General features: G+C 40.7%; 30 protein-coding genes. 4 read left to right on the forward strand and 26 right to left on the reverse strand.

Features of this window, described 5'->3' with window-relative positions; translation table 11 throughout:
- Position 1 precedes the first annotated feature (1 nt).
- The 19 genes from C0T34_RS00780 to C0T34_RS00870 form a co-directional block, all read right to left on the reverse strand.
- Positions 2-364 (reverse strand): phage tail assembly protein, encoded by a 363-nt coding sequence (locus tag C0T34_RS00780; RefSeq protein WP_239450311.1) that lies wholly within the window; start codon positions 362-364, stop codon positions 2-4.
- Positions 365-368: 4 nt separating this feature from the next.
- On the reverse strand, positions 369-884 hold the full coding sequence (locus C0T34_RS00785; protein WP_109849536.1) for a phage major tail tube protein: 516 nt from the start codon (positions 882-884) through the stop codon (positions 369-371).
- A 3-nt stretch (positions 885-887) separates the two neighbouring features.
- A complete protein-coding gene (locus C0T34_RS00790; protein ID WP_109849537.1) occupies positions 888-2060 on the reverse strand; it encodes a phage tail sheath protein in 1173 nt (390 codons plus the stop codon).
- A 95-nt stretch (positions 2061-2155) separates the two neighbouring features.
- A complete protein-coding gene (locus C0T34_RS00795; protein WP_109849538.1) occupies positions 2156-3778 on the reverse strand; it encodes a phage tail protein in 1623 nt (540 codons plus the stop codon).
- Positions 3768-4379, reverse strand: coding sequence for a phage tail protein I (locus tag C0T34_RS00800; protein WP_109849539.1), 612 nt, complete (start codon positions 4377-4379; stop codon positions 3768-3770). The genes C0T34_RS00795 and C0T34_RS00800 overlap by 11 nt, the downstream gene beginning before the upstream one ends.
- Complete coding sequence (locus C0T34_RS00805; RefSeq protein WP_109849540.1) at positions 4372-5280, reverse strand: baseplate assembly protein; 909 nt, start codon at positions 5278-5280, stop codon at positions 4372-4374. The genes C0T34_RS00800 and C0T34_RS00805 overlap by 8 nt, the downstream gene beginning before the upstream one ends.
- Before the next feature lies 1 nt (position 5281).
- Complete coding sequence (locus tag C0T34_RS00810) at positions 5282-5620, reverse strand: GPW/gp25 family protein (protein WP_109849541.1); 339 nt, start codon at positions 5618-5620, stop codon at positions 5282-5284.
- Positions 5617-6243 (reverse strand): phage baseplate assembly protein V, encoded by a 627-nt coding sequence (locus C0T34_RS00815; protein WP_109849542.1) that lies wholly within the window; start codon positions 6241-6243, stop codon positions 5617-5619. Before C0T34_RS00815 ends, C0T34_RS00810 begins: the two co-directional genes overlap by 4 nt.
- 120 nt (positions 6244-6363) lie before the next feature.
- Complete coding sequence (locus C0T34_RS00820; protein ID WP_109849543.1) at positions 6364-6750, reverse strand: hypothetical protein; 387 nt, start codon at positions 6748-6750, stop codon at positions 6364-6366.
- 67 nt (positions 6751-6817) lie between these two features.
- Positions 6818-7456 (reverse strand): phage virion morphogenesis protein, encoded by a 639-nt coding sequence (locus tag C0T34_RS00825; RefSeq protein WP_109849544.1) that lies wholly within the window; start codon positions 7454-7456, stop codon positions 6818-6820.
- Positions 7443-7883, reverse strand: a complete 441-nt coding sequence (locus tag C0T34_RS00830) for a phage tail protein (RefSeq protein WP_071233985.1) — start codon at positions 7881-7883, stop codon at positions 7443-7445. Before C0T34_RS00830 ends, C0T34_RS00825 begins: the two co-directional genes overlap by 14 nt.
- On the reverse strand, positions 7858-8361 hold the full coding sequence (locus tag C0T34_RS00835; protein ID WP_109849545.1) for a lysis protein: 504 nt from the start codon (positions 8359-8361) through the stop codon (positions 7858-7860). The genes C0T34_RS00830 and C0T34_RS00835 overlap by 26 nt, the downstream gene beginning before the upstream one ends.
- Positions 8358-8768, reverse strand: coding sequence for a M15 family metallopeptidase (locus C0T34_RS00840; protein WP_204100972.1), 411 nt, complete (start codon positions 8766-8768; stop codon positions 8358-8360). Before C0T34_RS00840 ends, C0T34_RS00835 begins: the two co-directional genes overlap by 4 nt.
- Positions 8755-9069 carry a phage holin family protein gene (locus tag C0T34_RS00845; RefSeq protein WP_109849547.1) on the reverse strand — a complete coding sequence of 105 codons (315 nt, stop codon included), beginning with the start codon at positions 9067-9069 and terminating at the stop codon, positions 8755-8757. The genes C0T34_RS00840 and C0T34_RS00845 overlap by 14 nt, the downstream gene beginning before the upstream one ends.
- Positions 9070-9088: 19 nt before the next feature.
- Entirely contained in the window at positions 9089-9295 is a 207-nt protein-coding gene (locus C0T34_RS00850) for a tail protein X (RefSeq protein ID WP_109849548.1), read from the reverse strand.
- A complete protein-coding gene (locus tag C0T34_RS00855) occupies positions 9295-9750 on the reverse strand; it encodes a head completion/stabilization protein (RefSeq protein ID WP_071233981.1) in 456 nt (151 codons plus the stop codon). Before C0T34_RS00855 ends, C0T34_RS00850 begins: the two co-directional genes overlap by 1 nt.
- Before the next feature lie 74 nt (positions 9751-9824).
- On the reverse strand, positions 9825-10496 hold the full coding sequence (gene gpM, locus C0T34_RS00860; RefSeq protein WP_109849549.1) for a phage terminase small subunit: 672 nt from the start codon (positions 10494-10496) through the stop codon (positions 9825-9827).
- Positions 10496-11614, reverse strand: coding sequence for a phage major capsid protein, P2 family (locus tag C0T34_RS00865; RefSeq protein WP_109849550.1), 1119 nt, complete (start codon positions 11612-11614; stop codon positions 10496-10498). Before C0T34_RS00865 ends, gpM begins: the two co-directional genes overlap by 1 nt.
- Positions 11615-11629: 15 nt before the next feature.
- Positions 11630-12439: a GPO family capsid scaffolding protein gene (locus C0T34_RS00870; protein WP_109849551.1), complete on the reverse strand. Its 810-nt coding sequence runs from the start codon at positions 12437-12439 to the stop codon at positions 11630-11632.
- A 169-nt stretch (positions 12440-12608) separates the two neighbouring features.
- Between C0T34_RS00870 and C0T34_RS00875 the strand changes: the two genes are divergently transcribed.
- On the forward strand, positions 12609-14363 hold the full coding sequence (locus C0T34_RS00875; protein WP_109849552.1) for a terminase ATPase subunit family protein: 1755 nt from the start codon (positions 12609-12611) through the stop codon (positions 14361-14363).
- A complete protein-coding gene (locus C0T34_RS00880; protein ID WP_109849553.1) occupies positions 14363-15391 on the forward strand; it encodes a phage portal protein in 1029 nt (342 codons plus the stop codon). The genes C0T34_RS00875 and C0T34_RS00880 overlap by 1 nt, the downstream gene beginning before the upstream one ends.
- 497 nt (positions 15392-15888) lie before the next feature.
- On the opposite strand, the gene C0T34_RS00885 is transcribed toward C0T34_RS00880, so the two are convergent.
- The 4 genes from C0T34_RS00885 to C0T34_RS00900 all read right to left on the reverse strand — a co-directional run bounded on the left by C0T34_RS00885 (position 15889) and on the right by C0T34_RS00900 (position 22438).
- Positions 15889-18639, reverse strand: coding sequence for a restriction endonuclease (locus tag C0T34_RS00885; protein WP_109849554.1), 2751 nt, complete (start codon positions 18637-18639; stop codon positions 15889-15891).
- Between the two features lie 626 nt (positions 18640-19265).
- Positions 19266-21926, reverse strand: coding sequence for a toprim domain-containing protein (locus tag C0T34_RS00890; protein ID WP_109849555.1), 2661 nt, complete (start codon positions 21924-21926; stop codon positions 19266-19268).
- Between the two features lie 76 nt (positions 21927-22002).
- Complete coding sequence (locus C0T34_RS00895; protein ID WP_066745392.1) at positions 22003-22224, reverse strand: TraR/DksA family transcriptional regulator; 222 nt, start codon at positions 22222-22224, stop codon at positions 22003-22005.
- Entirely contained in the window at positions 22217-22438 is a 222-nt protein-coding gene (locus C0T34_RS00900; RefSeq protein ID WP_109849556.1) for a hypothetical protein, read from the reverse strand. Before C0T34_RS00900 ends, C0T34_RS00895 begins: the two co-directional genes overlap by 8 nt.
- A 199-nt stretch (positions 22439-22637) precedes the next feature.
- Here C0T34_RS00900 and C0T34_RS00905 point away from each other — a divergent pair, with 199 nt between their 5' ends.
- On the forward strand, positions 22638-23087 hold the full coding sequence (locus C0T34_RS00905) for a hypothetical protein (protein ID WP_109849557.1): 450 nt from the start codon (positions 22638-22640) through the stop codon (positions 23085-23087).
- A 4-nt stretch (positions 23088-23091) separates the two neighbouring features.
- On the opposite strand, the gene C0T34_RS00910 is transcribed toward C0T34_RS00905, so the two are convergent.
- Genes C0T34_RS00910 through C0T34_RS00920 form a run of 3 tightly spaced genes read right to left on the reverse strand, consistent with a single transcriptional unit; the run spans position 23092 to position 23838 of the window.
- Positions 23092-23400, reverse strand: a complete 309-nt coding sequence (locus tag C0T34_RS00910; RefSeq protein ID WP_109849558.1) for a hypothetical protein — start codon at positions 23398-23400, stop codon at positions 23092-23094.
- Positions 23390-23581, reverse strand: a complete 192-nt coding sequence (locus tag C0T34_RS00915) for a hypothetical protein (RefSeq protein ID WP_109849559.1) — start codon at positions 23579-23581, stop codon at positions 23390-23392. The genes C0T34_RS00910 and C0T34_RS00915 overlap by 11 nt, the downstream gene beginning before the upstream one ends.
- Entirely contained in the window at positions 23578-23838 is a 261-nt protein-coding gene (locus C0T34_RS00920) for a Cox family DNA-binding protein (protein ID WP_099432912.1), read from the reverse strand. Before C0T34_RS00920 ends, C0T34_RS00915 begins: the two co-directional genes overlap by 4 nt.
- A 101-nt stretch (positions 23839-23939) precedes the next feature.
- Here C0T34_RS00920 and C0T34_RS00925 point away from each other — a divergent pair, with 101 nt between their 5' ends.
- Positions 23940-24239, forward strand: a complete 300-nt coding sequence (locus tag C0T34_RS00925; protein ID WP_109849560.1) for a helix-turn-helix transcriptional regulator — start codon at positions 23940-23942, stop codon at positions 24237-24239.
- Positions 24240-24283: the final 44 nt, after the last annotated feature.

Here is a 24283-nt window from a genome sequence, read left to right on the forward strand (position 1 = left end):
GTTAATTCGCTTGGGAATCGGGCATAACCGACTTCGGTAATAAAAAATTGACCACCTGCACACTCAGGTTTACCAAGTCGCCCGCGGCTAAAGACAGCACATCTTGCTTTGTCAGCGTCGGCATGGTGATACGCGGTAGCACCTGCATCATGCTATCAACATCCATATCCATTAACGGCTGTAATCGCACACCGCGTAATGCCCCTGAATTGGGTTTAAGTACGGTCACTTTGTCGATTTTGGTTTCACCGCGCATAATCGGTTGTTCTAATGTCACCGTGGCTTGGTCACCATTCACAACAACCCACTCAATTTGCTCTTTGTTTTGTTCTTCGATTGGCTCTTTCATGTTCTCTTTCCGCATTTAATTAAAGCCCCAGCGCATCACGCTGTGCTTGTAACAGGTCTTTACCGTCCACTTTTTCCACCATATTGACGATATCAATCTCAATGATTTCTTGACCGTCCATCACTAACTTGTAGTAAGTGGGTTTTACGGTGACTTTGGTTTGTGTGTTATCGCCCGATTTCCAGTTACCCGGATCGATTTCGCTATAACGACCACGCAGAACCACTTCAACGGCTAATATTTCCCCCGTATCATCACGCTGATAAGCACCACATAAACGCAATTGAACCGCATCAATAGTGGATGCGCCCCATTGGCGGTAAACGTCAATATCAGCACCACCGAGAGTAAACTCACTATCAAGCGCACCGTCATCAAGGCCCATATCAATTTGCACCGAACCATTCATACCGCCCCCGCGATAGGCTTCTAACTTGCGGGTGATTTTGGGTAATGTGAGTTCTTCTGCAACGCCCACATAATTGGCACCATTCATAAATAAATTAAAATTCTTTAGCTTGCGTGGTAACGCCATGATTTACCCCTTGATTTTGTTACCGAAATCCATCAGGTATTTATCGGTAATACGCTGACGTAACATCAGATTTTCCATTGGTGGCACTGGCGTATAGTCATAATCCAGTGTGAGCTTGCCGGCTTTAAGTTCTTCTTTGCTATTTGATGTCGGGTCATACCAACATTCACCGCCTAACAAATAGCCCTGACTGACCAGTGAACGTAATTTTGCGTTGATGGTTTCAACGATATCCCGCGCTAAAGATGGCGTTAACGGTTTATCAATCGCCCACATTTGCCCTTCAGCCATGGTGTCAGCAAGGACTTGTGCGCTACGGGTATAAGATTCAAAGGCAAACAGCGGATCATCCGAACAGGTACGCGAACCCCAAAAACGAAAACCATCACGGCGGATAAGTGTCGTCACCCCTTTTTCATTCAGCAAACCGGCATCAGTAGCGGGGTCTTGTAAATCCCAATAGATATCCTTAGAAATGCCCGTCACACCGTTAACGGTGATATTGGACAGCGTTTTATGCCAGCCAATATCATTGTCTAACTTGGCACGCAGACCTAACGCACGCGCCGTGGCGTAAGCCGTCGTCTCGCTATTAGTTGTGCTATCCCATGACGTAAAATCAGGGAAAATCACCATCAATTCACGCTGACCAAAGTTGTCACGGTACTTGATTGCTTCGCTGATATTTTTACAGTCATAAGCAGACACATAGCCAAAGGCGCGGAGTTTTTGACAAATCACCGCAATCTCATTGGCAACGGCTAAAGTATCGTGACCGGGCACGCCAATAATGCGAGGCTTAATACCGTGTTGGGTTTGTGATGCTAACAGCGCTTGCAACCCTGTTTTTAGCCCTTCTTCGGTGGTGCCACCGATAATATTAGTGGTGGTTTCCGCTTCACTTTCACCTTGTTCTACACGCACCACAACAGTGATGGGTTCAGCCTGATCTGTAATCGCCTTTAACGTGCTGGCTAAGGTGCCGGTTTTCCCTGCTTTACCGATAGCCTGTGACACATCGGTGAGTAAGACGGGTTTGTTTAAAGGAAAGGTTTTTTCGTCCGCATCATCAGCGGTGCAAACCACGCCAACAATAGCGGTGCTGATAGTGCGAATTGTGCGGGTGCCTTCGTTAATTTCAATAACGCGCGCACCGTGATGATAATCTTGTGCCATGCTCACGGACTCCTATAACTGTGTCCGTGTAGCATGAAAAATTAGTGAGAAAATTGCACGAAAGCGGGATTGTTTGAGGGGTGATACAACACGACTCAATCTTGTAACCAGATCTCCTTTATTCCCCACGATGAATCATCACAACGTAAATTTTTCCCATCTGAAGACGTCACGACAAAGAGATGGAATTCTTTATACCAATTAATAACAATACCTATATTAATTTGATTCGGTACTTGTATTCCCCCGCCAAGATAACCTGTACCCTTAATATAAATAGTTTTTCCTCGTACATCTTCCGAAACAGTGATTGTGCCACCTTTTGTCCAATTATCCCCAGACCAAATTTTTCTAAAGTTCTGACCTGTTCCTTTTTTTTGATATCGCACATCACCCTGTGTTTGTGTTAAAGCCCCCACATCACCCGCAGTTAAATTAATATCAGCACTTAGTGGTTTACCATTCACTTTACGCGTGTTAGGCACTCGCCCATTGGCATTAGTGTTGGCATTATTGGCGGCAGCCTTTGCCTCATTCACTTGTGCCGGTGTTGCAGCACCTACATCACCGGCAGTTAAACTAATATCAGCACTTAGTGGTTTGCCATTCACTTTACGCGTGTTAGGCACTCGACCATTAGCGTTAGTGTTGGCATTATTAGCCACAGTCTGTGCATTGCTTGCGGCGGTTTTGGCTTCGTTAACTTGTGCTGGCGTCGCAGCACCCACATCGCCCGCCGTTAAAATAATGTCTGCACTCAATGGTTTATTGTTCACTTTACGCGAATTAGGCACTCGACTATTGGCATTAGTGTTAGCATTATTAGCCGCAGTCTGTGCATTGCCTGCGGCGGTTTTGGCTTCGTTAACTTGTGCTGGCGTCGCTGCGCCCACATCACCCGCCGTTAAAGTAATGTCTGCACTCAATGGTTTATTGTTCACTTTACGCGAATTAGGCACTCGACTATTGGCATTAGTGTTAGCATTATTAGCCGCAGTCTGTGCATTGCCTGCGGCCGTCTTTGCTTCATTCACTTGTGCCGGTGTTGCAGCACCTACATCACCCGCCGTTAAAGTAATGTCTGCACTCAGGGGTTTATTATTAACTTTACGGGTACTAGGTACGCGACTATTAGCGTTCGTGTTAGCATCATCCGCTGATCCTTGTACCTTACTTAAACCCGTACTTAATTCGGTTTTAGTGGCATAAATCTTAGCTACCTCTGCCATTGTCTGTTTTGAGGCACTTTCAATGGCATCATTAACAAATTCACGAGTCGCCAATATCACCGAGGGATCAACCTTTAACTCAACGGATTCGGTATGACTAACGGTTAATATCATTCGGATAGTCTGTGTTCGCCCGCTTCCCTCTTGCAATTGTGGCTTATAGGTTTCAGGACAATTACCTACGGCAATTAAACTGCCCTCATCATCAAATAAACCAATCTCACGTATCCAGTAACCCCCCTCATTTTCAGGGATCACTTGTTCAGCAATAATCTGACTGTTGTTTTTCGGATCAACAAATAAGGTATTTAATCCCGCACGGCGTTTTTCACCGACGAGTTTAGTTTGTTGTGTATCGGGTGTTGGTAATATTCCGCCACCGTCACCCACGGCCATTTGGGTAATTTTTAAGGTGGTGCCTAATGCGGTGGCTTTTGCCAATTTATTGGCACCAATCACCGTTAATAAGGCGAAAAATTTAGCGCTCATGTGCGACCTCAACTTTATCAATAATATGTACTCCGACCGCCGTTAATGGCGCACCAGACACGGTAATTTCTTCTGCAAAATACGGGTAAACCGTTAACTCATCACCGCTAAACGTCGCGGCAGAAAGATAAAACTCACCTTGTGAATCAAGGTTGATGGATAACCCTAAGAGATGCCGACTAACAGGGCGTGCATCGGCAATCAAACGCTCTAATTCATCATAGATTTCTTGGGTAATACCGTTTTCTTGCACGCCCACATCAAGGCGAAATGTGCCCGGCGGATCGCCGGTTTGCCACCATTCAGTGACTTTGATGATGTAACCTAATGGCTCAACCACACGCTTAAGTGCGCCAATGGTGCCCTTGTGGCGGTGAATAAACATCGAATCCCGTACTACTTGACGCTTAACAGGCTCTGACCAGTTTTCATCCCATCGATCAACCGACCATGCCCATGCCAGATACGGCAATAAATCAACGGGGCATGTGCTGGCATTCCATAATTGGCGTAAAGGCACGGGCAACGTTTGCAAGGATTGGCAGGCAATGGCGGCCGCCTTTTCTAATGGGCTACTGCCTGACGGTAATAAACTATTCATCCGAGCCACCTATCGTTAAGGTGCTTTGGGTGCAATACGAGGCTTGAGTTTTATCCAGTACCACGTCTTTAGTGGGTTGTTTTAATTCCACACGTTGTACTCCTTCCACATGCAACGCGGCATAAATCGCTGACAGACGTATATCACGCCCTAAGCGGTGTTGCTCTGTGATGTATTGCGTCAGACGTCGATTAGCTTCTTTGCGTATCGGCTCCGACTCAGGCCCCGGAAAGAGAAATAACGTCGCATCAATTTGATAGGGAATAATTTTGGCGGATTGCACTTTGATGCGGTCAGCAACCGGTCGCACATCTTCATCATTTAACGCGTGTTCAACAATGCGCAGTAATTCTTCCGATGCAGTGCCGTCACCCTCACGAGATAACACGGAAATAGTGACATTTGCCGGTGTTGGACTGATCGCGGACACATCCGACACCCGACCATCGGCACTACGGGCATGAAATTCATAACTGCCCACCGGCCCCGCAACACTTAGCCCCTCAAAAGCGGCGGGAATGCGTAAACGCAAATCATCATCAGACTCTAAAATTGCCGGTGTGGGCGGAATAGTGTTGTTATTGGCGGGACGTAACTCTAAACGCGATAAATTATAATTTGCGGCTAATTGGTCTAAATCTGCCCCTTTCGCATACGCCACCATCACCGCACGCGCGGACTCATTGATACGCTGGCGTAATAGCAACTCACGATAGACGTTTTCTTCTAACAGTTTGGTTAACGGTTCAGACTCTAACGATAACGTGTTAGCCACCGCATCACGTAAATGGACGGGCATCGAGGCAATCAACGCCGTTTTGCGTTCACGTAATAATTGTTCTGCATCTAATGACTCAATCACATCGGGCGGTGTTAATTGGCTTAAGTTAATCGTAGGCATGTTATTTCACCGGTAGAGAGAAATTAATCGGTTGTTGGTTATGGGCGTAATAGCCGGTGATATCCACAATCACCTGTTCGTGTTGGCTATGAATATCAATGGCAGTCATCACAATACGTGGCTCCCAACGATAAACTGCGGTGTAACACGCCGACATTAATTGCAATCGCATCTTGGCGTTAACAGGGCCGTCAATTAAATCGGCAAGCAAACTGCCATATTCACGGCGCATCAATCGGCTACCAATGGGGGTGTTAAAAATATCTCTCACCGACTGGCGAACGTGCTCAATATCGGTAATGCGTTCACCGGTTTGTGCATTCATGCCGAGATAGTTCATTGCGGTAGTCCTGAATTACCGTCACCGGTACGCACACCACCGTGTGTGTGGGTTGAGACCACCACGCCATTAGAGGACATTTGTCCGCCACTATGGGTAATATTGCCAGTCATCGTGCCACCTTTTTGTACTGTCAGTGATCCCGTGGTTAAGTTGTTGGTGCAAATAACAGTAGGTGTATCAAGGGTGATTTTGCTTGTCGCGACACACGTAATGTCGGGGGATGTGACCGTGACCGACTCGTTGGCTTCAATCACGGCAGTTTTAATTCCTGTAACCGTTAGCGCCCCGGTTGCTGGCTCATATTCAATCACGGCACAATCTTCATACTCATGACGATGGGCGGTTAATGAGCTTGATGGCTCTGAAAAATCGTCACTAAATATTGCCGGTAACACAAACGAGGTAGTTAAGTCACCACCAATAGAAAGTAATAACACTTGTTCGCCAATACTGGGCGCCCACCATGAACGCGAATTACCAGCACGTGCAGTAAGCCACGGGCGCCAGTCGGTTTCATTGTCGCCCGTTTTAACTCGACACCCTTTTTCTGCGCTGACATCAATCACAACGCCAGTACGGATCAAGTTTTGTATTTTTCGGATAAGTTCTGCGATATTCATACTCGCAATGTGCAACGGGAAATAAAAAAATTCACGGGGTTGGGATTGTTTCAAAGACAGGACAATTAACGGGAAAGGAATACAAAAAATGGCTCTTATTATTAAAGAGCCATTTTTGTATTAAATAATATCAATCTCTTTATTTTCTAATAAAGCTTTAGGAGATAAGGTTAAATTAAATCGTTTAAATAATTGGAAAAACTCCCTATATGACATATCAATCTTTACTTCTTTTACACTCAATGGATTTTTTGATTTTATTAGTGTTGGAACATCACTTTCACCTTGTAAATCGGATAAAAAAAATCTAACAGATAACTCATAGGCAGGATTTAAAGCTAGATCATGTGCGTATAAAGAAATACCCACGATAAACTCATTTTTATTTCTTTGTTGCTTCTTTTCCAAGTATTTATAAACATCATTAATATCTTGTTTATCAGCAGCCGTTGTACCTTTGTAATCATCGTATTGAACATTAGCATTAAATTTTTCAATAGACATCATTTATCACCCTTTATTAATTAGAAACATTTATCAATATAAGGATAAGAAAAATTTATTCCAGTTTGACTTAGTGATTTGTGAGGAATGTCAGTAATTGATTTTCGATATGTTTAATATCCGCCGGTGAAAAGCCTAATAGCTTTCGTTCAGGGTATTGAATTTCTAATGACTTACCCCGCACACGCTCTTTTAAACCGTAATGATGCACGGCAGCAATGCCCGCAACTTGAGGGGCAAAGAAGAGATCCACACCTTTATCATTTGCTGACATTCGCAAATAACGGGCGGTGGCTAGACGCTTAAACATGCGAGTCTGTTTATTGGGTTTTGCGGTGCTGATTTTGTCTTTTTTTACTTCAATAAAACGCAGAATATCGCGCTTATAAAAACTGCGTTCGGCTTTCTTTTCCAAATCGTAACCGGTGATCACCTCACCTTTTTTCGTTTTACGCAATCGCCAATTTTTTAAACTGCGGGGTTGTCCTTTCCAGACAAATTTCATTCCTCGCAATACGGTAACCGTTGAGGCTTTGCGTTTGGTGAATGCGGTTCCATCGGGATTTTTTTGCGCACGAATACGTTGTAAATTGCTTTTGCGTAAATCACGGGCAATTTCACGGGCTAATTTTTTACGTTCATTGGGTGATGCTTTTGCCAACATGGCGGCTAATGCTTGGGTTAACGGGCTGAAATCATCGGCGTTCATGAGCCACACTCTCCCAACTCTCAAACGGATCAGTCGGCTCTTCAACTGCACCGACAACCAATTTACCCGCTTGCACATTAACGAGGACACGCTCAGTCAGCTTTAAATCAATGCTAATACTGGCGGTTTGGTTGCTATCAATAAAGGCATCAAAGGTAAAATGGCTTTGGCGTTTATCGGGATTGAGGAAAATATCAGGCTGGTGTTGTTCAATCCAACCAATGATCACCGCCATTAACACATCTTGGTCTCCGGGATAATCATCAATAATAATATTGAGATTGTATTGATACTCATAAGATTGACTGCTTGCACCCGTTGCCACAATCGCCCCACCATCAATAAAGGTGTATAGCCTATCGGGATTTTCGCCTAAATAAGCGACCTTTTTAATTAAAGTATCACGTAGGTTTGCAGGCTTTTTCATGGTTTAACTCATTGATGTATTGTAATAATCGGTTTGTATAATCAATTAAATATTCTGTTTGTGCCTTATTCTCCGCCATCATTTCGAGGAGACGTAAATAATCTTGTTGAGCTGTTTCGGTAAGTCGTGCGGAGGTTGCATCACCCATGCCGGCGGTGGCGGTGGTGTGATTATCGGGGTTGGGGCAATCGGCTTTGATGTACACCCGCTTAGTATTATTGTGCAACTCATCATTAAGCCGGCTAATATTATTTTTTTCATCGGTTAGCGCCTTTGTGTGTTGTTTATCCAGTTCGGATAAACGGGTAAGTTCTTTCTGATAGCGTTCAATAGCGTCTTGATGACTGATAACATTTTGTTTAAGGGCGAGGTTGTCACCCTTAAGCTGGCTATTCTCAGTGAGCAAGGCATCAAACTTAAATATCAGTAGCAAGCCCATCACACCCGCGACAATAATAAGCAGTACGTTCATTTTCATCGTGGGATCTCGATATGAGGGTAATCAGGGAAACGAGTTTCAATGGGTAAGCTGGGATCACTTTTCCAGTTTTTACCAAAACGTAATATCACCCCTTCTTCCTCTGCGGCTTGTTTAAACGCCATTAAGACCGGCTCAAAAAAATGTGCTTGCCATTCCATCCCCGGTTTAATCGCAGAAGGTAAAATATCAATCGCATCCCCTGTTAAATGACGGCTGTTTAATGTTTTGGAAACGCCCTTTTTAACGTTTTCTTTTTGCTTTTTAAGTGTGCGGACACCTTCTGTCACCGCAAAGTCCACCGTAGAAATGGCTAATGCACGATAAGCAATTTTTACTAATAGCGGGTTAACACCAATAAGGTTATTTTCACTGCGCTGACTGAAGATAAATTTACTCACCGGCAACCTTCCTTAAGAATAACTTTCCGACTGCGCTAATAAATGCAGACCCCATCCAACCCGCCATGCCCGCTATACCGCCGGCAATCTCAGGTTGCCACTGAAAATAACTTGCACCGAATAAAATCAATGCCCCTGAAAACATGGAGACAACGATTTGTGCAAGTAAAATGGCAAAGCGGAACGGCTCCCCTTTCACTATTTTATTGGCATAACTGGCAATACCACCAAAAACCGCCATGCCGGCAATTATTAAGGCGGTAAACCAATTAATATTACTTGGATCTTTATAGGGCATCTTCTTCATACCTTCCCCCTTAAAGGGGTTAATCCCAAAGTTGTAAAATCGGTGTGGTGCTGTGTTGTTTGGGCGTATCAGGTAACTCAATCGCGGTGCCGGTGGGTAATATTGCCCCCCATTCAACCAGCCCCGGATTAGCTTCTAACAATTGCTCAATCATGCCGGATGACTGACCAAAGTAACGCCAACAAATATCATCTACGGTATCCCCTTGTTGGGTGTAGATCCGCATTAGATAAGCTCCACCGTGTTATGGGTTTCCCCTTTGATACGTTGTAAAGCCCATTGACCATCACGCCACACTTCATCAATTACTGGCGTCATGGTGTCGGCTTTTTTATTACCTTGTGCGGTAGTATCAATATCGCGATAACGTTCGATTAAACTGGCTTTTGCAAAACAGAACACCGCGCGCTGATATAAAATCATCAGTTCACTTTCACCATTAATTTGTTCAGCGGGCACGTCTTTTAATGTTTTCGCAGATTGACCAATGCGCCACTGATACAACTCGCGATTCACTTCAATCATGGCGTTCAGTAACGTGCTTTTCAGTCGTTCTGGAGTCACTGTGCCATCGACGCGAGTTTGCAATTGAAAATCACGAGTTTGAATATCAGGAAAAAAGCCATTATTTTTAATGGTTTCGTCTTTTTGTGGCACAGGGTTAGCAGAAACATAATCCATAAGAAAACCTTAAAATAGGTGGGCGGTGGACGAAAGAAAGCGAGTGGCTTTTTCCGTGCCGCCCTGACGTGGTGTCACAATGCTTTTTCAGCGTCACGCTGGGCTTTTAGCACTTTATCAAGTTGTTTTAATTCGGTTTTTATTCCGACATTAATATTTAACTCTAAGGCTCGACTTAATACGCAGTAGCTTTCTTGTGGTCGATTATTATCGCGTAGCACTAACCCTAAGATTTTATAGAGTTTTGCTCTCACTTCATCGGGCATATCTTCATCATCAGTAAGGGCGCGTGTACGCTCTAACGTTGCTAAAGATACCGGTGATTTCACGGCATACGCTCGCATGGCTGAATCGGCAATTTCTTCTGCAATCACGGTGCCCGTGGTGCGGTTAACACCGGGGATCACTAAACGATTAGCTAATGCATAAACGGCAATATCTAACGCCCCCTCATAATCACCCGCATCAATTTTCCAAAGCAAGATGGTCATTAAGACATCATCTTGCACACCACTGCCACCGGACAGCGCCCCATCAACCCACGGTTGATAATTGGCTAATATCTTGCGTTTATAAGCTTCTTTGCGTTCGCGTGACTGAAAATGTTTTAGCTCTTTTTTATCTGTCGCAAGACGTAACAGCATCATGTGATAGCCTTTCGTGTTGCGACTCACATGCCCACCCAATTGGGTGGACTGTTGCGCGCTTAGGCTCATGCGGTGTTTTTCCCACGGAGATAACGCCATTATTTCGCCTTTTTATTTTCAGCCGATGCTTCTTCTGTTACTGCGCTGTTGTCTGTACCGTCAGTGGTTTCGGGTGGTGTTTCTTCGGCATCTTTGCAAACAATATTTTCAACCAATGCCACACCGCGGAAATCTTCAACCACGAAATCTTCATTCACTGACTCGTAGTTTTCGATGCGATCGCGTTTTGCATTATCCAGCACTTGGCGACGACGAGAATCCTCAAGGAAATAAATCGACAAGTTATCAAGACGAGTAATAAAAAAGGCATTATCAGGGAAGAACGGCGCACGTACAGCTGGTAAACCACCGATACGTTTCTGACTGATAATGGTATCCGCCGCCAGTTTTTCGCTGTTGTTTTGGTCTTTATTGACCAATGGGAAGTATTTATCTGCTAACAATTTACGCCCGCAAATTACAACAAGCCCCGTATCGTCCTGATATTCTGGATCAATTGCCTTATCAATGGTGTCTTGGACTAACGCATCGAAATTTTGATACGCACGCCCTTCACCAACATAAACCGGTTCAGCTGTTGTTGTACCGTCTTTCGTAATACTGCCCATCACATGTTCAGGCGCACGCTCACGGACTTTCTGTAACCAACCTGAATTCACATCTTGCAGTAAGGGATATTTTTTACGATCAGAGTTATCGGCACGGTGCGTACCATTAAAACCAATCATAATGCGGTCTAATGCCTGACGGCGGATAATCGCATCACGGATACGGGTTTGAAAGTCGGTAAACTTCGCCCACATATCAATTTTTGAATAATCCAGATGGGTGTCGTAATTGGTTTTCTGGCAAAGATAGCTGTTCTTTGTCAGCTTAATCGGATCGCTTGTTTCACGGTCTTTTGCTGTTGTGTCAGTGGTTCCTGCAATAGTCGAACCGATACCTAAACCAATAGCTTCACCCACTTGGTCATCAACTGGCACAATATTAATGTGCGTTAAAAACTCCGCCGATTGTTGGATCGTAGTTTCTAATTTTTGAGCAGCAGACGGTTCAATCGGTACTTTGGTATCACTAAACTCTTGGGCGCTAACACCGTAAATTTTACCGAGTTGCGTCATATACGCATTAAATTTAAAACGAGTTTCTTTTTTCATGGTTTGTTAGTTACCTTAGCAATCCGTCAGCACTTCGCCGTTATTTTCGCCACCCGTTGCCGGCGGGCGATGTGAGAACGAGGCGTCTGTATTTTCAAATTGGTTTTTTAATTCCGTGAGTTGTTGCGTAAGTGCTTTTACCGCTTCGCTTTGGTCTGCGTTTTTTAATGCGGTCACTTCTGTTGAAAGGGTTTGTACTTCTTGCGCGCACAACTCTACCGCCTGATGCACATCGGTAAATCGCGCATCATCACTGTGTTGCTTTTTAGAAAACATCTCTTTAATAACGCTAAAAAGACCCGGCTTATCGTTTTCAGGTTTTTCGTCAGTAAATTCAAGATGCGTTTCTTCTGCAGCAGTAAAGACGTTATCTTTGCTTTGTTTGCGCTCTGAAAGCGGGCTACTTTGTGCATTGGCACTAAATTGCAACATTTCAGTGCCTAAACTGGCAGGGTTATCGGTCACAGCAAGACCGACCAGATAGGCTTCGCCGGTATCTGAAAAACTCGGATTAATTTCGACAGAGGTATAAACTTTTTGACGTTTTTTATTGAGTTCAATTAAATCAGGTGTCGGATTGATCACACCATATAATGCCAACTTACCCGCCAGCGCCCCTTCTTTGATTTCCTCGGTATACACCGATTCCACATCACCAAAGCGTGGTGCCCATGAATAGTTATAGTGATCGATATTAACTCGCGCACCATAAACCGCGGGATCAAAGTTTTTCGCAATTTGGGTTAACCATTCACGGTCAACTCGACGCCCGTCCGTTGTCGCCCCTTCAACACAAAGACGAACCGGTTTTGATTTCTTCGACATGCACTACTCCAGACTGCCGTTTATTCGTTGGTCTGTATGTTGTCGGTTAAAAGGGGCGTTAAACAATGAATAAGGCTTGTTTGAGGAATGGCACAAAAGGAAGCCAGCGGATCCGTTCCAGACGGTTGATAGACTCGCCGTAACTTAAGCAAGAAACAGTGATTGTGCAATGGCTATTACAGAAACATTTGATAACCGAAAAAAAGCAATGCACCTGTATTTTTCAGGTTATCGCATTGCTCGCATAGCGGAATCGCTCGGCGAAAAGGCGTCCACTATTCACAGTTGGAAACGTCGTGATAATTGGGATGAAATTAACCCTACCGAGCGCGCAGAGTTAACCGTTGAAGCACGTTATTGCAATCTGATTTTAAAAGAGAGCAAAGAAGGCAAAGATTTTAAAGAAATCGACTTGTTAGGGCGTCAACTTGAACGCATGGCGCGGATCAGAAAATATCAAAACGGCGGTAATGAAACAGACCTTAACCCTAAGATTGCTAACCGAAACAAAGGCGAACGCCGTCAGCCAGAGAAAAATTTCTTTTCAGAAGAACAAGTTGAAAAACTGGAAGATATCTTTCGTGATACGTTGTTTGAATATCAAAAGGTGTGGTATCGCGCCGGTCATCACCGCATCCGCAATATTTTAAAATCCCGTCAAATCGGCGCAACATTCTACTTTGCGCGAGAAGCCTTTATTGATGCCCTGACCACCGGACGTAATCAGGTTTTCCTCTCCGCCAGTAAAGCGCAAGCCTATATGTTCCGTGAATACATTATCAAAATGGCATTGGAGGTTGATGTTGAGTTAAAAGGTGACCCGCTGATGTTAAGTAACGGTGCAACGCTCTATTTTCTTGGCACCAATGCCCGCACAGCACAAAGTTATCATGGTAATTTATATCTTGATGAAACCTTTTGGATACCTAAATTTCAGGAGTTACGCAAAGTCACTTCGGGTATGGCCATACAAAAACATTGGCGACAAACCTACTTTTCAACACCGTCAACCATGAGCCATGAAGCGTACCCCTTTTGGTCGGGCAAACTGTATAACCGCGGACGCAAAAAAGAAGACAGAGTTGATATTGATATCTCACATGAAGCGTTAGTGAATGGGCGTTTATGTGAGGATGGACAATGGCGACAAATCGTCAATATTGAAGATGCGTTACGGGGCGGTTGTGATTTATTCGATTTAGAGCAACTCAAAAAAGAGTATAGCCCAGACGAATATAACAACCTGTTAATGTGTCACTTTATGGATGATATCGAATCCCTATTCAACTTTAACATGATGCAAAATTGCATGGTGGACAGTTGGGAGGTGTGGGATGACATTCAACCATTAGCGCTACGCCCTTACGGTTATGATCCGGTTTGGGTAGGTTATGACCCAAGCAAAGGTGGTGAAAATGGTGATAGTGCCGGTTGTGTGGTTATCGCTCCGCCTAAAGTACCAGGAGGGAAATTCCGCATATTAGAACGCCATCAATGGCGTGGTATGGATTTTCGCGCGCAAGCTGACGCCATTAAAAAAATCACTGAACGTTTCTATGTTGAATATATGGGCATTGATACCACTGGTTTGGGTCATGGTGTTTATCAGAATGTCATTCAGTTTTTTCCTGCTGCGCGTGAGTTTATTTATAACCCGAATGTCAAAAATGCCTTAGTCATTAAAGCCTATGATGTGATTAGTCACGGGCGTTTAGAGTTCGACGCACAGTGCGTTGATATCATTCAGTCTTTTACTTCCATTCGTCGTACCACCACCGGAAGCGGTAACCGCCCTACTTATGAAGCCTCACGCAGTGAAGAAAGCGGACATGCTGACCTTGCATGGGCAACGATGCACGCCCTATTCAACGAACCATTAACTGGCACCACCGAGAACAGTAATAACATTGTGGAGATTTATTGATGAGCCGTAAAAATAAAAAAAGTTTTAAAGCACAACAAACGGCAACCGCCAATAACAGCATGGAAGCCTTTACCTTTGGTGATCCCGTTCCGGTATTAGATAAACGAGAAATTTTTGATTATCTGGAGTGTGCGCAAATTGATAATTGGTATGAGCCACCGATTAGCTTTGATGGGTTATCAAAACTGTTTCGTGCGGCGACTCATCATAGCAGTGCGATTTATGTGAAACGTAATATCTTAGTGAGTACCTTCCAACCTAACCGTTTTCTCTCTAAGTTAGACTTTAGCCGGTTTGCGCTCGACTTCTTAACTTTTGGTAATGCCTATCTTGAACGTCGTAATAACATGGCGGGTAATTTATTAAAGCTCACACCCTCCCTTGCCAAATATACCCGCCGTGGTGTTGCCGATGATAGTTATTGGTTTGTGCGTTACGGCTATGACTCACAACCTTATGAGTTTAAACCCGGTAGCGTGTTTCAGTTATATGAACCCGATTTAAATCAAGAGTTATACGGCTTGCCGGAATATCTGGCGTCCACCATGTCAGTGTTACTTAATGAAGCGGCTACTCTGTTCCGCCTTAAGTATTATCGCAATGGTAGCCATGCCGGATTTATTTTATACGTCAGTGACGCATCACAAAACCAAAGTGATATTGATAAAATCCGTAAAGCAATGCAAAACTCAAAAGGTCCCGGCAATTTCCGTAACTTGTTTATCCACGCACCGAATGGCAAGAAAGACGGCGTACAAGTTATTCCGCTAAGTGAGATTGCGGCCAAAGATGAATTTCTTAATATCAAGAATGTTAGCCGTGACGATATGTTAGCAGCACACCGCGTACCGCCTCAAATGATGGGGATCATTCCACAGAATACCGGTGGCTTTGGTGACGTAGAAAAAGCGGCAAAGGTTTTCTTTCGTAATGAGTTGGCGCCACTGCAAAGCAAGATATTACAGATTAATGATTGGCTAGGTGAAGAAGTGATTAAGTTTGATAAGTACACATTGGATGATGAGTAACATCACCGCACAAAGAACAATACCGCCGACACTGGCGGTATTTTTTTACCTGTAAGGTATAAGTATCGGTCTGACTAATAATAATAGTGACCCAATTCTATTATACCGTTTACACCCTGATAAGGCGAATCCGCCTAATTTTCACCCTCTCAAACCTGTATTAAATGCGCCTACAATCCATTTTAAGCGCATGTAATTTATTTGGTATTCAGATGTCTTTTTCTTGTTTTAATCGCTCTGCGAGCTGGAAATTTGCGAGGGATAATGTTTTTAACCCCCTCAAAACGCAATCGTGACCCCGCCACGCCCGCGCACTAAATGTATCGGTTTTTATGCAGGCGTGCGGTTGGTTGAATATAAGCTAGGTATGGGCTTAGGTAAGGAATCTATTTGAAAGGAAATTGTGCAAATTTATTCCTTTTTACTCACTAAGTATTTTTATAAAGATACGTTTAACACAATGTTCGTGTTAAACGTACACTAGTCCGTTCTAATGTTTATTTTTTACTTGTAAATATAGGAACATCAGCATTATTCTTACCTTTAGATAACCATAAAGCCCATTTTCTAAGGGCGCCTCCGTTTCTAATTTTTGATGCTTCAGTCCAATATAGATCATATTTATCAGAAATAAACTGACCAATTTCTTTTCCTGACAATTGAGGGGCTATTTCAAATAATTTTATTACATCTAAAAGTGTTTGCTCAGTACTGGCGCTAACCCAAAGTACTTCTCTTTTTTCAGAAAATTTTTCAAGCCTCTCATTGTCAACTTGATATTTACCATTCTCAACATAAATTAACTCAAATCGTTTTAATACCATTAGTGCGTTTCGATACCCTTTCGGTTTCTCACTATTTCTATTTATTGAACCTTTTTCAATAAGCCAGTTTAAAGCTTCCAATGTAAGTTCTGGAGATGCTGGAGCCGTAAATATATTACCTTTTCTACGTTTTCGTTCTGAATTTATTCGTTCTGTAACGACTTTACCTTGATCTTTATAAAACCAACCATAACTAGATGGTTCAATAAAACCGCATAATTCTAACCATCTACAAAGTCTAATAGTATAAGCTCGCCATGTTTTTTCAGCATATTTATTATCAGGATATAACTGTTTTAATAACTCAATCAAAGCATTTGCATTAGCAACTGAGTGCGTAGCTTTATCTTTCATAGCAAGGGTAAAAGCATGCCTAGAAAACTTATCTCTTATGATCTTTAAAATATCTATTTCATTGCAAACGGTCACATCTTCACTCAATGAATATAAACCACTTTCTCTAATGGCCACTCCAAACATGATCATATCTGAACCAATATTTTGAATTGTCCCTTCCGACCATTTTGTTTTAGCCACTAAATCTTGCACAGATAATTTTGAATTATGATTTAAACATTTTAAAACTTTATACAAAGAAGAAAAATCTGTGGATGGAAGATATCTGAGTGATATGATAGGAACAGTTCCCGTTAAAATATACTCTCTAAAAATATCCCAATACACATTCAATCGATCCCCACTTTTTATAATCAATCGTCTATTTATCAAAGAGCTTATAGTATCAGGACCTGAAATTTCAATAATCTCAAACCAATCAACAGGGGCTCGTTGGGCGATCAATTTCAAACAACTATATTCTGCTGGATTTAATGATTCCATATCTTCTTTAAATAAACTAGCAACATCAAGCTTATTTTCTAATAGTTCTGTTTGATTTATACCATTTTGGATTTTATCATATAAGTGAATACAGAGTTTTTTTAATAACCATGGATAGCCTTGGCTACTAGCTACAAGATTATGCCGTAAATCATTATGTAGTTTATCTTTTATTTCTTTTTCAAGTAAGTTTATTACTGAGTTTGACTCACGATCAGAAAATGGAGCTAATTTTTTTGTTATGCGATAATCAGATAACTGATGCCAAAAGAAATATGCAGGATGTTCACTCTGAGTATTACTATCTGTTTTCCAAGCAAAACCTAAACAAAAATTTAATTTAATTGCAGCCGCATTCAGCAATAATGCTTTAGCCTTATCAAACACTTCATAAAGCTCTGGTTTAGAATATAACTCTTCAAATTGATCAAATACTAGTGTGATTAATTGATTTTTTAATTTTAATGACTCTAAATAAGATTGAATTGATTCTGAATTTAATGGATTGCTAACATCGGAAAGTACTAATTGAATACTTTGGTCTCCAAAACCTTTATTTTGTGCACTTTTCAATGCAGTTAGCAGAGACGAATATATATACTCTGAACCTGTAGCGGCTCTAATATCAACAGGAAATATATAATACTTATTTTTATTTTGATAATTACTCGCTTTATTTTTCAATTTTGCAATTAGTGAACTTTTTCCCATACCAGAATTTCCTGTAATAGCAAAAATTCTAGTATTCGTTTTTTCTTCTTTTACTTTTTTAAAAAATTCAAAAATTTCATTAATTTCTTTTATTCTACCAACAAAGTCTTCTGGTCTTGCAGGACGATAATCACTCCATGCTTCACCAGTTTGAACTTCAACAACGCTTACTAACTTATTAGCCTCTACGTCATAAACTTTTGATTTGGGACTTTTAGGTAATTTAAAATCTAAGTTATTTAAAGATGTATCTGTATCAGCTAATTCATTTAAAAGCTCCAAATCTTCAACTAGTTCATTGTTTTTAGCGTAGTAACATAATACACCTGAAGGAAGTCCCCCGGCTAAAATAGCTGTAACCCAGAAAAGCCCATATTTTGTTATAAGTAATACCCATTCTCCGATTAAGTTTGGGCTTCCCATGTAATTTGTAGCTAAATCATCAGGTTGTTTTTTTATAACTCCAGAACTTACAAGTGAATTTACTATGTGATTTGGTTCATAAAAACTAAGCTTTGTTGATTGTTCTTTAGGCTTTTTTTTCCATTCTTCGATAAAACCCTTAGCTTCTTTACCATACTCACTTGTACATATTAACCATGCTTCATCATAATCTTTAAAAACAAGAGTTCCAGCAAGATTTTTTAAAATATTAGCATCAATATTTTTATCTCTATACGCTTTACATTCCACATATATTTCTTTCCCACTAATTTTATGTCGACATAGTAAATCAAGTTCTACTGCCGTAAACCTGATTTCCTTTATCACTTCATATGACTGTGCCATAAGTAATGTTTCAGCTAGAGACTCAAGTAGATCACCTCTTTCCTTTGCTGAAGATGACTTTTGTAAAGCAACTTCTACTTTCATATAGTTCTCAATACCTCTGTCAATAGTCGGCTAGTTATCGCAGCATTATAAAGTATTTAAATTAAAATAAATCACTATACTAACTTCATATAAAATATTTTTACTAATCTACTAATACATAGTATTAACAAAAATTTTTATATTACTTTAGTCCCCCTCTCGGAAACCGGTTACATCGGTTACACACTACCAAAACAACATCTAACCCACTGATTATAAACAACCCCGTTGTAACTTTTTACAGGTTACAACGGGTTACAAAACAAAGGTTAAAAAGTTACATCCTTATAAAACAATAAGTTATATTTTTAATTTGTAACCTCTTTAAACGGTTACACGTAACTACAAAGTAACCCATTTGTAACCTTTCCTAATCTCTATATTTCTACGTTTAATCAATATGATATAAACCAACTTTAATTTTGTAACCATTGTAACCGCTTTCCGAACCCCTCCCACAAATTCTCTATTTATATAAAAGAGATTAAACAATGCATATTTATTGTACAAATATTTATATCTTCTCTATTTTGTTGTTCTTGGTAATTATGATAATTACTTGATGATTCTCTATAGATAAAAGAAAGGCTGCACATCGGCAGCCTTTAGATGAATGAAAGGAGAAACTAACTCTCGCTGTTTTCCTGAAATACCCAACACTTAATTACTTCAGGTCTTTTTAGCGCACTCCCTATCGCAAGTGAATTATTAAATTGACTGTTTACTACACTCCTCACGGTCTTAATACCCACAAACTTACGCATACGTCCTGCTTTTAGTAAGTTTTTAATATCCGTATTTAATAACATTGATTGCCTGTGTTCACTGGCAACCTGCGCAATATGGTTGAAATTCACTGCATAAACGCCCTGTTCAATACTATGATTAACACCAAATGGCTCATTATCTTGTAGATAATCAAACATATCCCAAAATTCCATAACTGGCGGTTGATCCAACTGAATGGCTTGAACACGTTGTTTAGCTAACTCAATAATAAAGTTACGCGTTTGTCGGATATGTGCGTCTTTTACTGGCAATACCAATGCTAATGTTTCCAATAATGCGATTAACTGTGCATGGTTCTTGGCTATCCGCTCATGGTTAATCGTCTTATCCGCAAATAACTGCGCCTGCAAATCATCTACACGCTCATTGTATTGTTTTAATATTGCAGCTTCTTTCATTAATACTTTAGGTAAAAAACCTGAAAGTTTCTCAATAGGATAACGCTCAAGAGCAATGGCAGCATAACGGGTTTCTACGCTTTGCTCAGCCTTATCAGTATAAAGATGAATAATCCTCTCTAAAATAGCTCGTGAGGCATTAATCTCGGCATTCTGTGCAATCACAATACTGCCTTTAAATAACGGCTCGTAAGTCTCATTACCACTGTTTTTTACGCCTAATGAACGAGTCGCACGTCCGTTGTACAAAGATTTCAACTCTTCCCAATCAAACGCTTTTAGTTTTGCGTTATCTTGTACGCGATCACTTTCAATTAAGCACACCGGTAAATTACTAATTTGTGAAAAATTACGCCCTCGAGCTGCAACACTCGATTTTGATGCATCAAACCCCTCATAATCAGCACGACCACATAAGCGCCATAAAAATTCAATTAATGTACTTTTACCTGAACCTGGTTCACCGCAAATCTCTAAAAAAGGATAGCTCTTATGTGTTTTTCGTATTTGTTCAGCAAAAAGAGAACCCACCCAAAACGCTAATACGACATAGCCTTTTACACCAAAAGCCTCCCAAAGAGAGCCTAACCAACTGGTATCAAATTCACTAAAATCCGTATTAATAGATAATGATGGACTAAGGCTTAACGTCTTAATATCGAGTTTATTTAAAGAAAAATAATCTTCCTCATTCAGCGTAAAACACTTACCATCTTGTATTGCCACATCATTAAATACATATACACCATATTCTTTGTTATATCCCACATAATTTTGAGTGATCACCTCTTTGATATCAGGCAATGCCTGTTTGCAAATACGATCTAATTGTAAAGTTGTACCTGTATAAACCGCCCCTTTTGCCACATGTAATAAACGCTTTTTAAATTCACTGGCACTTGTTAATTGTGAGGCGGTAAAAGTCGCTTTAACTTGTGGCTGTCGAGGAAAATCAACACGGATGTAATACCATGATTCATCGGTCTCTACCGATTTTTGGAAATATAATGGCGTGGGGTAACAGTTGGCTATTTCAATTACGGTGCCAGACTCTTTAACGGCTTTTTGTCTGGCTTCATCTTCATCTAAATCAGGCTCTGCATCATGAATACGCTCAATCGTCTTCATCATTTTGTCGATATCTAACTTAAACCAAAACAAACGGTTATCATGTTGAAAATCAAACTCTGAACGCTCCGTCCAATTAAACATTAAACGTGCTTTTTCAAACGCAGTAGAAGCTAACAGCAACTTCCCATAATAACGATAACGAGCCATATCTCGTTCAGTTAACTTGCCTTTCATGTGCAAGTCATTCCAATCGTTCCCATTATCAACTTCTGCTGGTCTGGCGGCAGTGGCTTTCCAACCTTCCTCATGACTACGCGCCACAAACTTTCTCATAGCCCGTTCGCCAGCTGCGCCATTATCTAATGCCCAAATCAATAACGGTTTTTTATTGCTACCAATTTCTATTTTTAACTTGGCCAAAGCAATTTCAGGATAATTATGGCAAGTCATCAGTGAAACCGCTGCCATACCATTTTGAATAAGACTTAGCGCATCAAAAATACCTTCAGTAAGCCAAATCTCTTTAGCTTGTGTTAAATCTTGTTGAGGTAATGACCACCAATGCCCTTTATAAGAACCAAAAAAGTTAGCTTTACGATCAAATCTTGATGGTCTATCAATAATACGTTCCCAATATGCGCCCTCTGGTAACGCAAATTTAACTGTTGCAGCACCTAAACCATTAGCATGATAACTAGACTCGGAATAAAGCCCCTTTAATGGCTCAATATTCAACCCTCTAGCGTGCTGTAAATAGGCATCTGCTGCCGCATTGGGTGCTTGCTGTGTCTTAGGGTAATGAGTTGACCAATCGTCAAATATATCGGGATAAATTTCTTTTACGATCAATTCAGCACCACATTTATTCTCACGGCCACAACGCAATACAAACGGCATTTCAATGGAAGTAAATAACTCTTTTTTCTTACAGCTTGGGCAAATACCTTGACGCAAATAACCATTTTGCTCTTTGAATTGAAAGTCGTGTATAAGACGAGGCAATAACGCCTGAATATGGTATGATTTCATGAGATAACCTTAGAGCACACAATAACTGCCTATCCCGCAGGTTGTGTGCTTTTTATTTACTTATAGAAAATGATTCTCATATGCTGTGATAATGTTTTTCTTTTAGCTCAAGCAATATTTGGCAATCAATACATAATGTGCAGCCTATGACTGCTTGGCGACGGGCTTGAGGTATTGGATGATCACAATTCTCACATTCAAACGCCGATACACTCTTTATTGCCTTTCTCGTTGCTTGAATATTCTGTTCCAGCACTAGCTCTGCATATTCATTGGCACGATCAACTGCATCAGACATAATTAAGTTCTCCTGCTTCTGACTCCAATTTATCTGCCTCATCAATTAATAACTGATGAACCTGCGCGTAATCTAATTTATCTATTAATACTTTGTCGGCTAATTGACGCTGGCGATCGGCAAAATGATTTATTAATGATTTACGTTCATCTTCTCTATTTGCTTTTATATTTTCAGCCACAGGTGTAAATATAGGTTCTGGAATATTTCTCATTTTAAAACCTCATTTTTAGGTAATAAAAAGCCCTGACCGATAAAGGTCATTATTTAATTTCTAAATATTGATAATCTAATTAAATCGTTTGAACCGATTTTTTATCCATGATCGGAAACATGGTGTATGGTATATTTTTTATGCCTGCAATTTCTTGACAGGAAACAGGCATAAAAACCATTGCAAAAAAGGAAATCCAATGAAATTTTATGTTAATGCAATTAAACAAAGCTCTTATTGGGAGCTGGTATATAATGATTTAAAAATAGCTAGTCCAGCTTTTTCTTCTAGAATGGAATCCATTGATAATTTAGAAGAAACTATTTTATATACTGAGCAAGCTGATTTAGATGTCTGTGACGATAAGAGCCTGATATATTTTAAATTTGAAGAAACATCCAATGGTTGGCACTGGATCGCACTCTCTGATTTCAACGGCATAACTAACTTAGTTATAAAGCAAGAAACGCATCTTCCTTCATATGAGACAGCTCGCTTAAAAGCTGAAATATTTAAAAATGAAATCATTTCATCCCCTATTGTCGATTCTGCTGGCGTATTAATTCCCAATATGCATTTTTCAAAAGAATTCTCTTCTAAATTTGATATTGGTGATTTACATCCATCTGCACGCCGTAAATATTTTTAATTAACTAACATTGCCATTCACAAGACAAATCTTTATTTATTGTTATCGTAAATAAATGTGAGTGGCTATTTAGTTTCTGACTTTGCTCAATGATATAACGAAAAAAACTTAAAAATTTTGCAAACGGAATACTTGGACTAAAGTCAGCCATTCCACTTACAGAAATTAAAACTGTATTACCAATATTATTAACTGGAATGAAATGTATCAGTTGTGATAATTCAAAAACAATACTATTTATTGGTGAATATTTATCTTCAATACAAATATATACCCCATTTTGTGTATTCTTAACGATTGAATTATTTTTCATTTTTAGCTTTCCTTAACCCATCAATATATTTAACCGCCTCAGCCATTGCATCAAACTTACCGAATGACTGATCATCTAACCAAACGTGATAACGAGTAACTGGATTCATTGCTTTTCGTGGTAACTTAATAATCGTAAAGCCACGATACAGAAAACTATGCTCAGTTATTTGTCGTATCATGATTTCAGCCCTAACCACACTAACCAACCGTCACGCATCTCTTTTGGTAAAGATTCATAAGCCATCTTTAAACCGTTATTCCATGCAGGCAGATAGACATAGTTTTCGGCTCTACTTGAACCTGGTCTTTTCATTTGAATAATGGGTAACTTTCCTGCTTTGCGCATATCAGCAACTGCACTCGCCGGCTTACCGATTAATTCAGCAAATTTTTCCTCAGTCACGCCATCTGACAGACTTACGATTTTCTCTCTCATCTGCTACCCTCTTATGTCAGGCGCTTTATAGCGCTTTCGGACTCTTTGCCTCACGGCAAGGAGGTATCAACTTTCTTATAAAATAAGAGATCTCTTATATAATGTCAATGTACGATAACGAAAAACTAAAACTGATACGTGAATCAGAAAGACTAAATGTTAAACAAGCGGCTGATTTGGTTGGTATTAATTATGTTACTTATCATGGTTATGAAAGTGGAAAAGCTAAAATGTCTTTAGAATCGGCAATGAAATTCTTTAAGCACCCACAATTTAGAAAGTATCGAGACTGGTTTATGTTCGATGAAGTTAATCCTGATGCTGGGCAAATCGCACCGGCACTCGCACACAGTGGGCAAGACAGCACGCAATCATCCCGCTCAGACAAGAAAATTGGATAACAATACATCAAGCATTTTGTGAATTTATTGATTCGCAAAGCATT

Origin of the sequence: Proteus sp. CA142267, from assembly GCF_003336825.1 — a bacterium.
GTDB classification, from domain to species: domain Bacteria; phylum Pseudomonadota; class Gammaproteobacteria; order Enterobacterales; family Enterobacteriaceae; genus Proteus; species Proteus terrae.

What these genes read in the sequence shown, in the direction of transcription:
- C0T34_RS00780 (WP_239450311.1), bottom strand. Translation starts at nt 364, where the DNA reads ATGCGGAAAGAGAACATGAAAGAGCCAATCGAAGAACAAAACAAAGAG.
- C0T34_RS00785 (WP_109849536.1), bottom strand. Translation starts at nt 884, where the DNA reads ATGGCGTTACCACGCAAGCTAAAGAATTTTAATTTATTTATGAATGGT.
- C0T34_RS00790 (WP_109849537.1), bottom strand. Translation starts at nt 2,060, where the DNA reads ATGGCACAAGATTATCATCACGGTGCGCGCGTTATTGAAATTAACGAA.
- C0T34_RS00795 (WP_109849538.1), bottom strand. Translation starts at nt 3,778, where the DNA reads ATGAGCGCTAAATTTTTCGCCTTATTAACGGTGATTGGTGCCAATAAA.
- C0T34_RS00800 (WP_109849539.1), bottom strand. Translation starts at nt 4,379, where the DNA reads ATGAATAGTTTATTACCGTCAGGCAGTAGCCCATTAGAAAAGGCGGCC.
- C0T34_RS00805 (WP_109849540.1), bottom strand. Translation starts at nt 5,280, where the DNA reads ATGCCTACGATTAACTTAAGCCAATTAACACCGCCCGATGTGATTGAG.
- C0T34_RS00810 (WP_109849541.1), bottom strand. Translation starts at nt 5,620, where the DNA reads ATGAACTATCTCGGCATGAATGCACAAACCGGTGAACGCATTACCGAT.
- C0T34_RS00815 (WP_109849542.1), bottom strand. Translation starts at nt 6,243, where the DNA reads ATGAATATCGCAGAACTTATCCGAAAAATACAAAACTTGATCCGTACT.
- C0T34_RS00820 (WP_109849543.1), bottom strand. Translation starts at nt 6,750, where the DNA reads ATGATGTCTATTGAAAAATTTAATGCTAATGTTCAATACGATGATTAC.
- C0T34_RS00825 (WP_109849544.1), bottom strand. Translation starts at nt 7,456, where the DNA reads ATGAACGCCGATGATTTCAGCCCGTTAACCCAAGCATTAGCCGCCATG.
- C0T34_RS00830 (WP_071233985.1), bottom strand. Translation starts at nt 7,883, where the DNA reads ATGAAAAAGCCTGCAAACCTACGTGATACTTTAATTAAAAAGGTCGCT.
- C0T34_RS00835 (WP_109849545.1), bottom strand. Translation starts at nt 8,361, where the DNA reads ATGAAAATGAACGTACTGCTTATTATTGTCGCGGGTGTGATGGGCTTG.
- C0T34_RS00845 (WP_109849547.1), bottom strand. Translation starts at nt 9,069, where the DNA reads ATGAAGAAGATGCCCTATAAAGATCCAAGTAATATTAATTGGTTTACC.
- C0T34_RS00850 (WP_109849548.1), bottom strand. Translation starts at nt 9,295, where the DNA reads ATGCGGATCTACACCCAACAAGGGGATACCGTAGATGATATTTGTTGG.
- C0T34_RS00855 (WP_071233981.1), bottom strand. Translation starts at nt 9,750, where the DNA reads ATGGATTATGTTTCTGCTAACCCTGTGCCACAAAAAGACGAAACCATT.
- gpM (WP_109849549.1), bottom strand. Translation starts at nt 10,496, where the DNA reads ATGGCGTTATCTCCGTGGGAAAAACACCGCATGAGCCTAAGCGCGCAA.
- C0T34_RS00865 (WP_109849550.1), bottom strand. Translation starts at nt 11,614, where the DNA reads ATGAAAAAAGAAACTCGTTTTAAATTTAATGCGTATATGACGCAACTC.
- C0T34_RS00870 (WP_109849551.1), bottom strand. Translation starts at nt 12,439, where the DNA reads ATGTCGAAGAAATCAAAACCGGTTCGTCTTTGTGTTGAAGGGGCGACA.
- C0T34_RS00875 (WP_109849552.1), top strand. Translation starts at nt 12,609, where the DNA reads ATGGCTATTACAGAAACATTTGATAACCGAAAAAAAGCAATGCACCTG.
- C0T34_RS00880 (WP_109849553.1), top strand. Translation starts at nt 14,363, where the DNA reads ATGAGCCGTAAAAATAAAAAAAGTTTTAAAGCACAACAAACGGCAACC.
- C0T34_RS00885 (WP_109849554.1), bottom strand. Translation starts at nt 18,639, where the DNA reads ATGAAAGTAGAAGTTGCTTTACAAAAGTCATCTTCAGCAAAGGAAAGA.
- C0T34_RS00890 (WP_109849555.1), bottom strand. Translation starts at nt 21,926, where the DNA reads ATGAAATCATACCATATTCAGGCGTTATTGCCTCGTCTTATACACGAC.
- C0T34_RS00895 (WP_066745392.1), bottom strand. Translation starts at nt 22,224, where the DNA reads ATGTCTGATGCAGTTGATCGTGCCAATGAATATGCAGAGCTAGTGCTG.
- C0T34_RS00900 (WP_109849556.1), bottom strand. Translation starts at nt 22,438, where the DNA reads ATGAGAAATATTCCAGAACCTATATTTACACCTGTGGCTGAAAATATA.
- C0T34_RS00905 (WP_109849557.1), top strand. Translation starts at nt 22,638, where the DNA reads ATGAAATTTTATGTTAATGCAATTAAACAAAGCTCTTATTGGGAGCTG.
- C0T34_RS00910 (WP_109849558.1), bottom strand. Translation starts at nt 23,400, where the DNA reads ATGAAAAATAATTCAATCGTTAAGAATACACAAAATGGGGTATATATT.
- C0T34_RS00915 (WP_109849559.1), bottom strand. Translation starts at nt 23,581, where the DNA reads ATGATACGACAAATAACTGAGCATAGTTTTCTGTATCGTGGCTTTACG.
- C0T34_RS00920 (WP_099432912.1), bottom strand. Translation starts at nt 23,838, where the DNA reads ATGAGAGAGAAAATCGTAAGTCTGTCAGATGGCGTGACTGAGGAAAAA.
- C0T34_RS00925 (WP_109849560.1), top strand. Translation starts at nt 23,940, where the DNA reads ATGTCAATGTACGATAACGAAAAACTAAAACTGATACGTGAATCAGAA.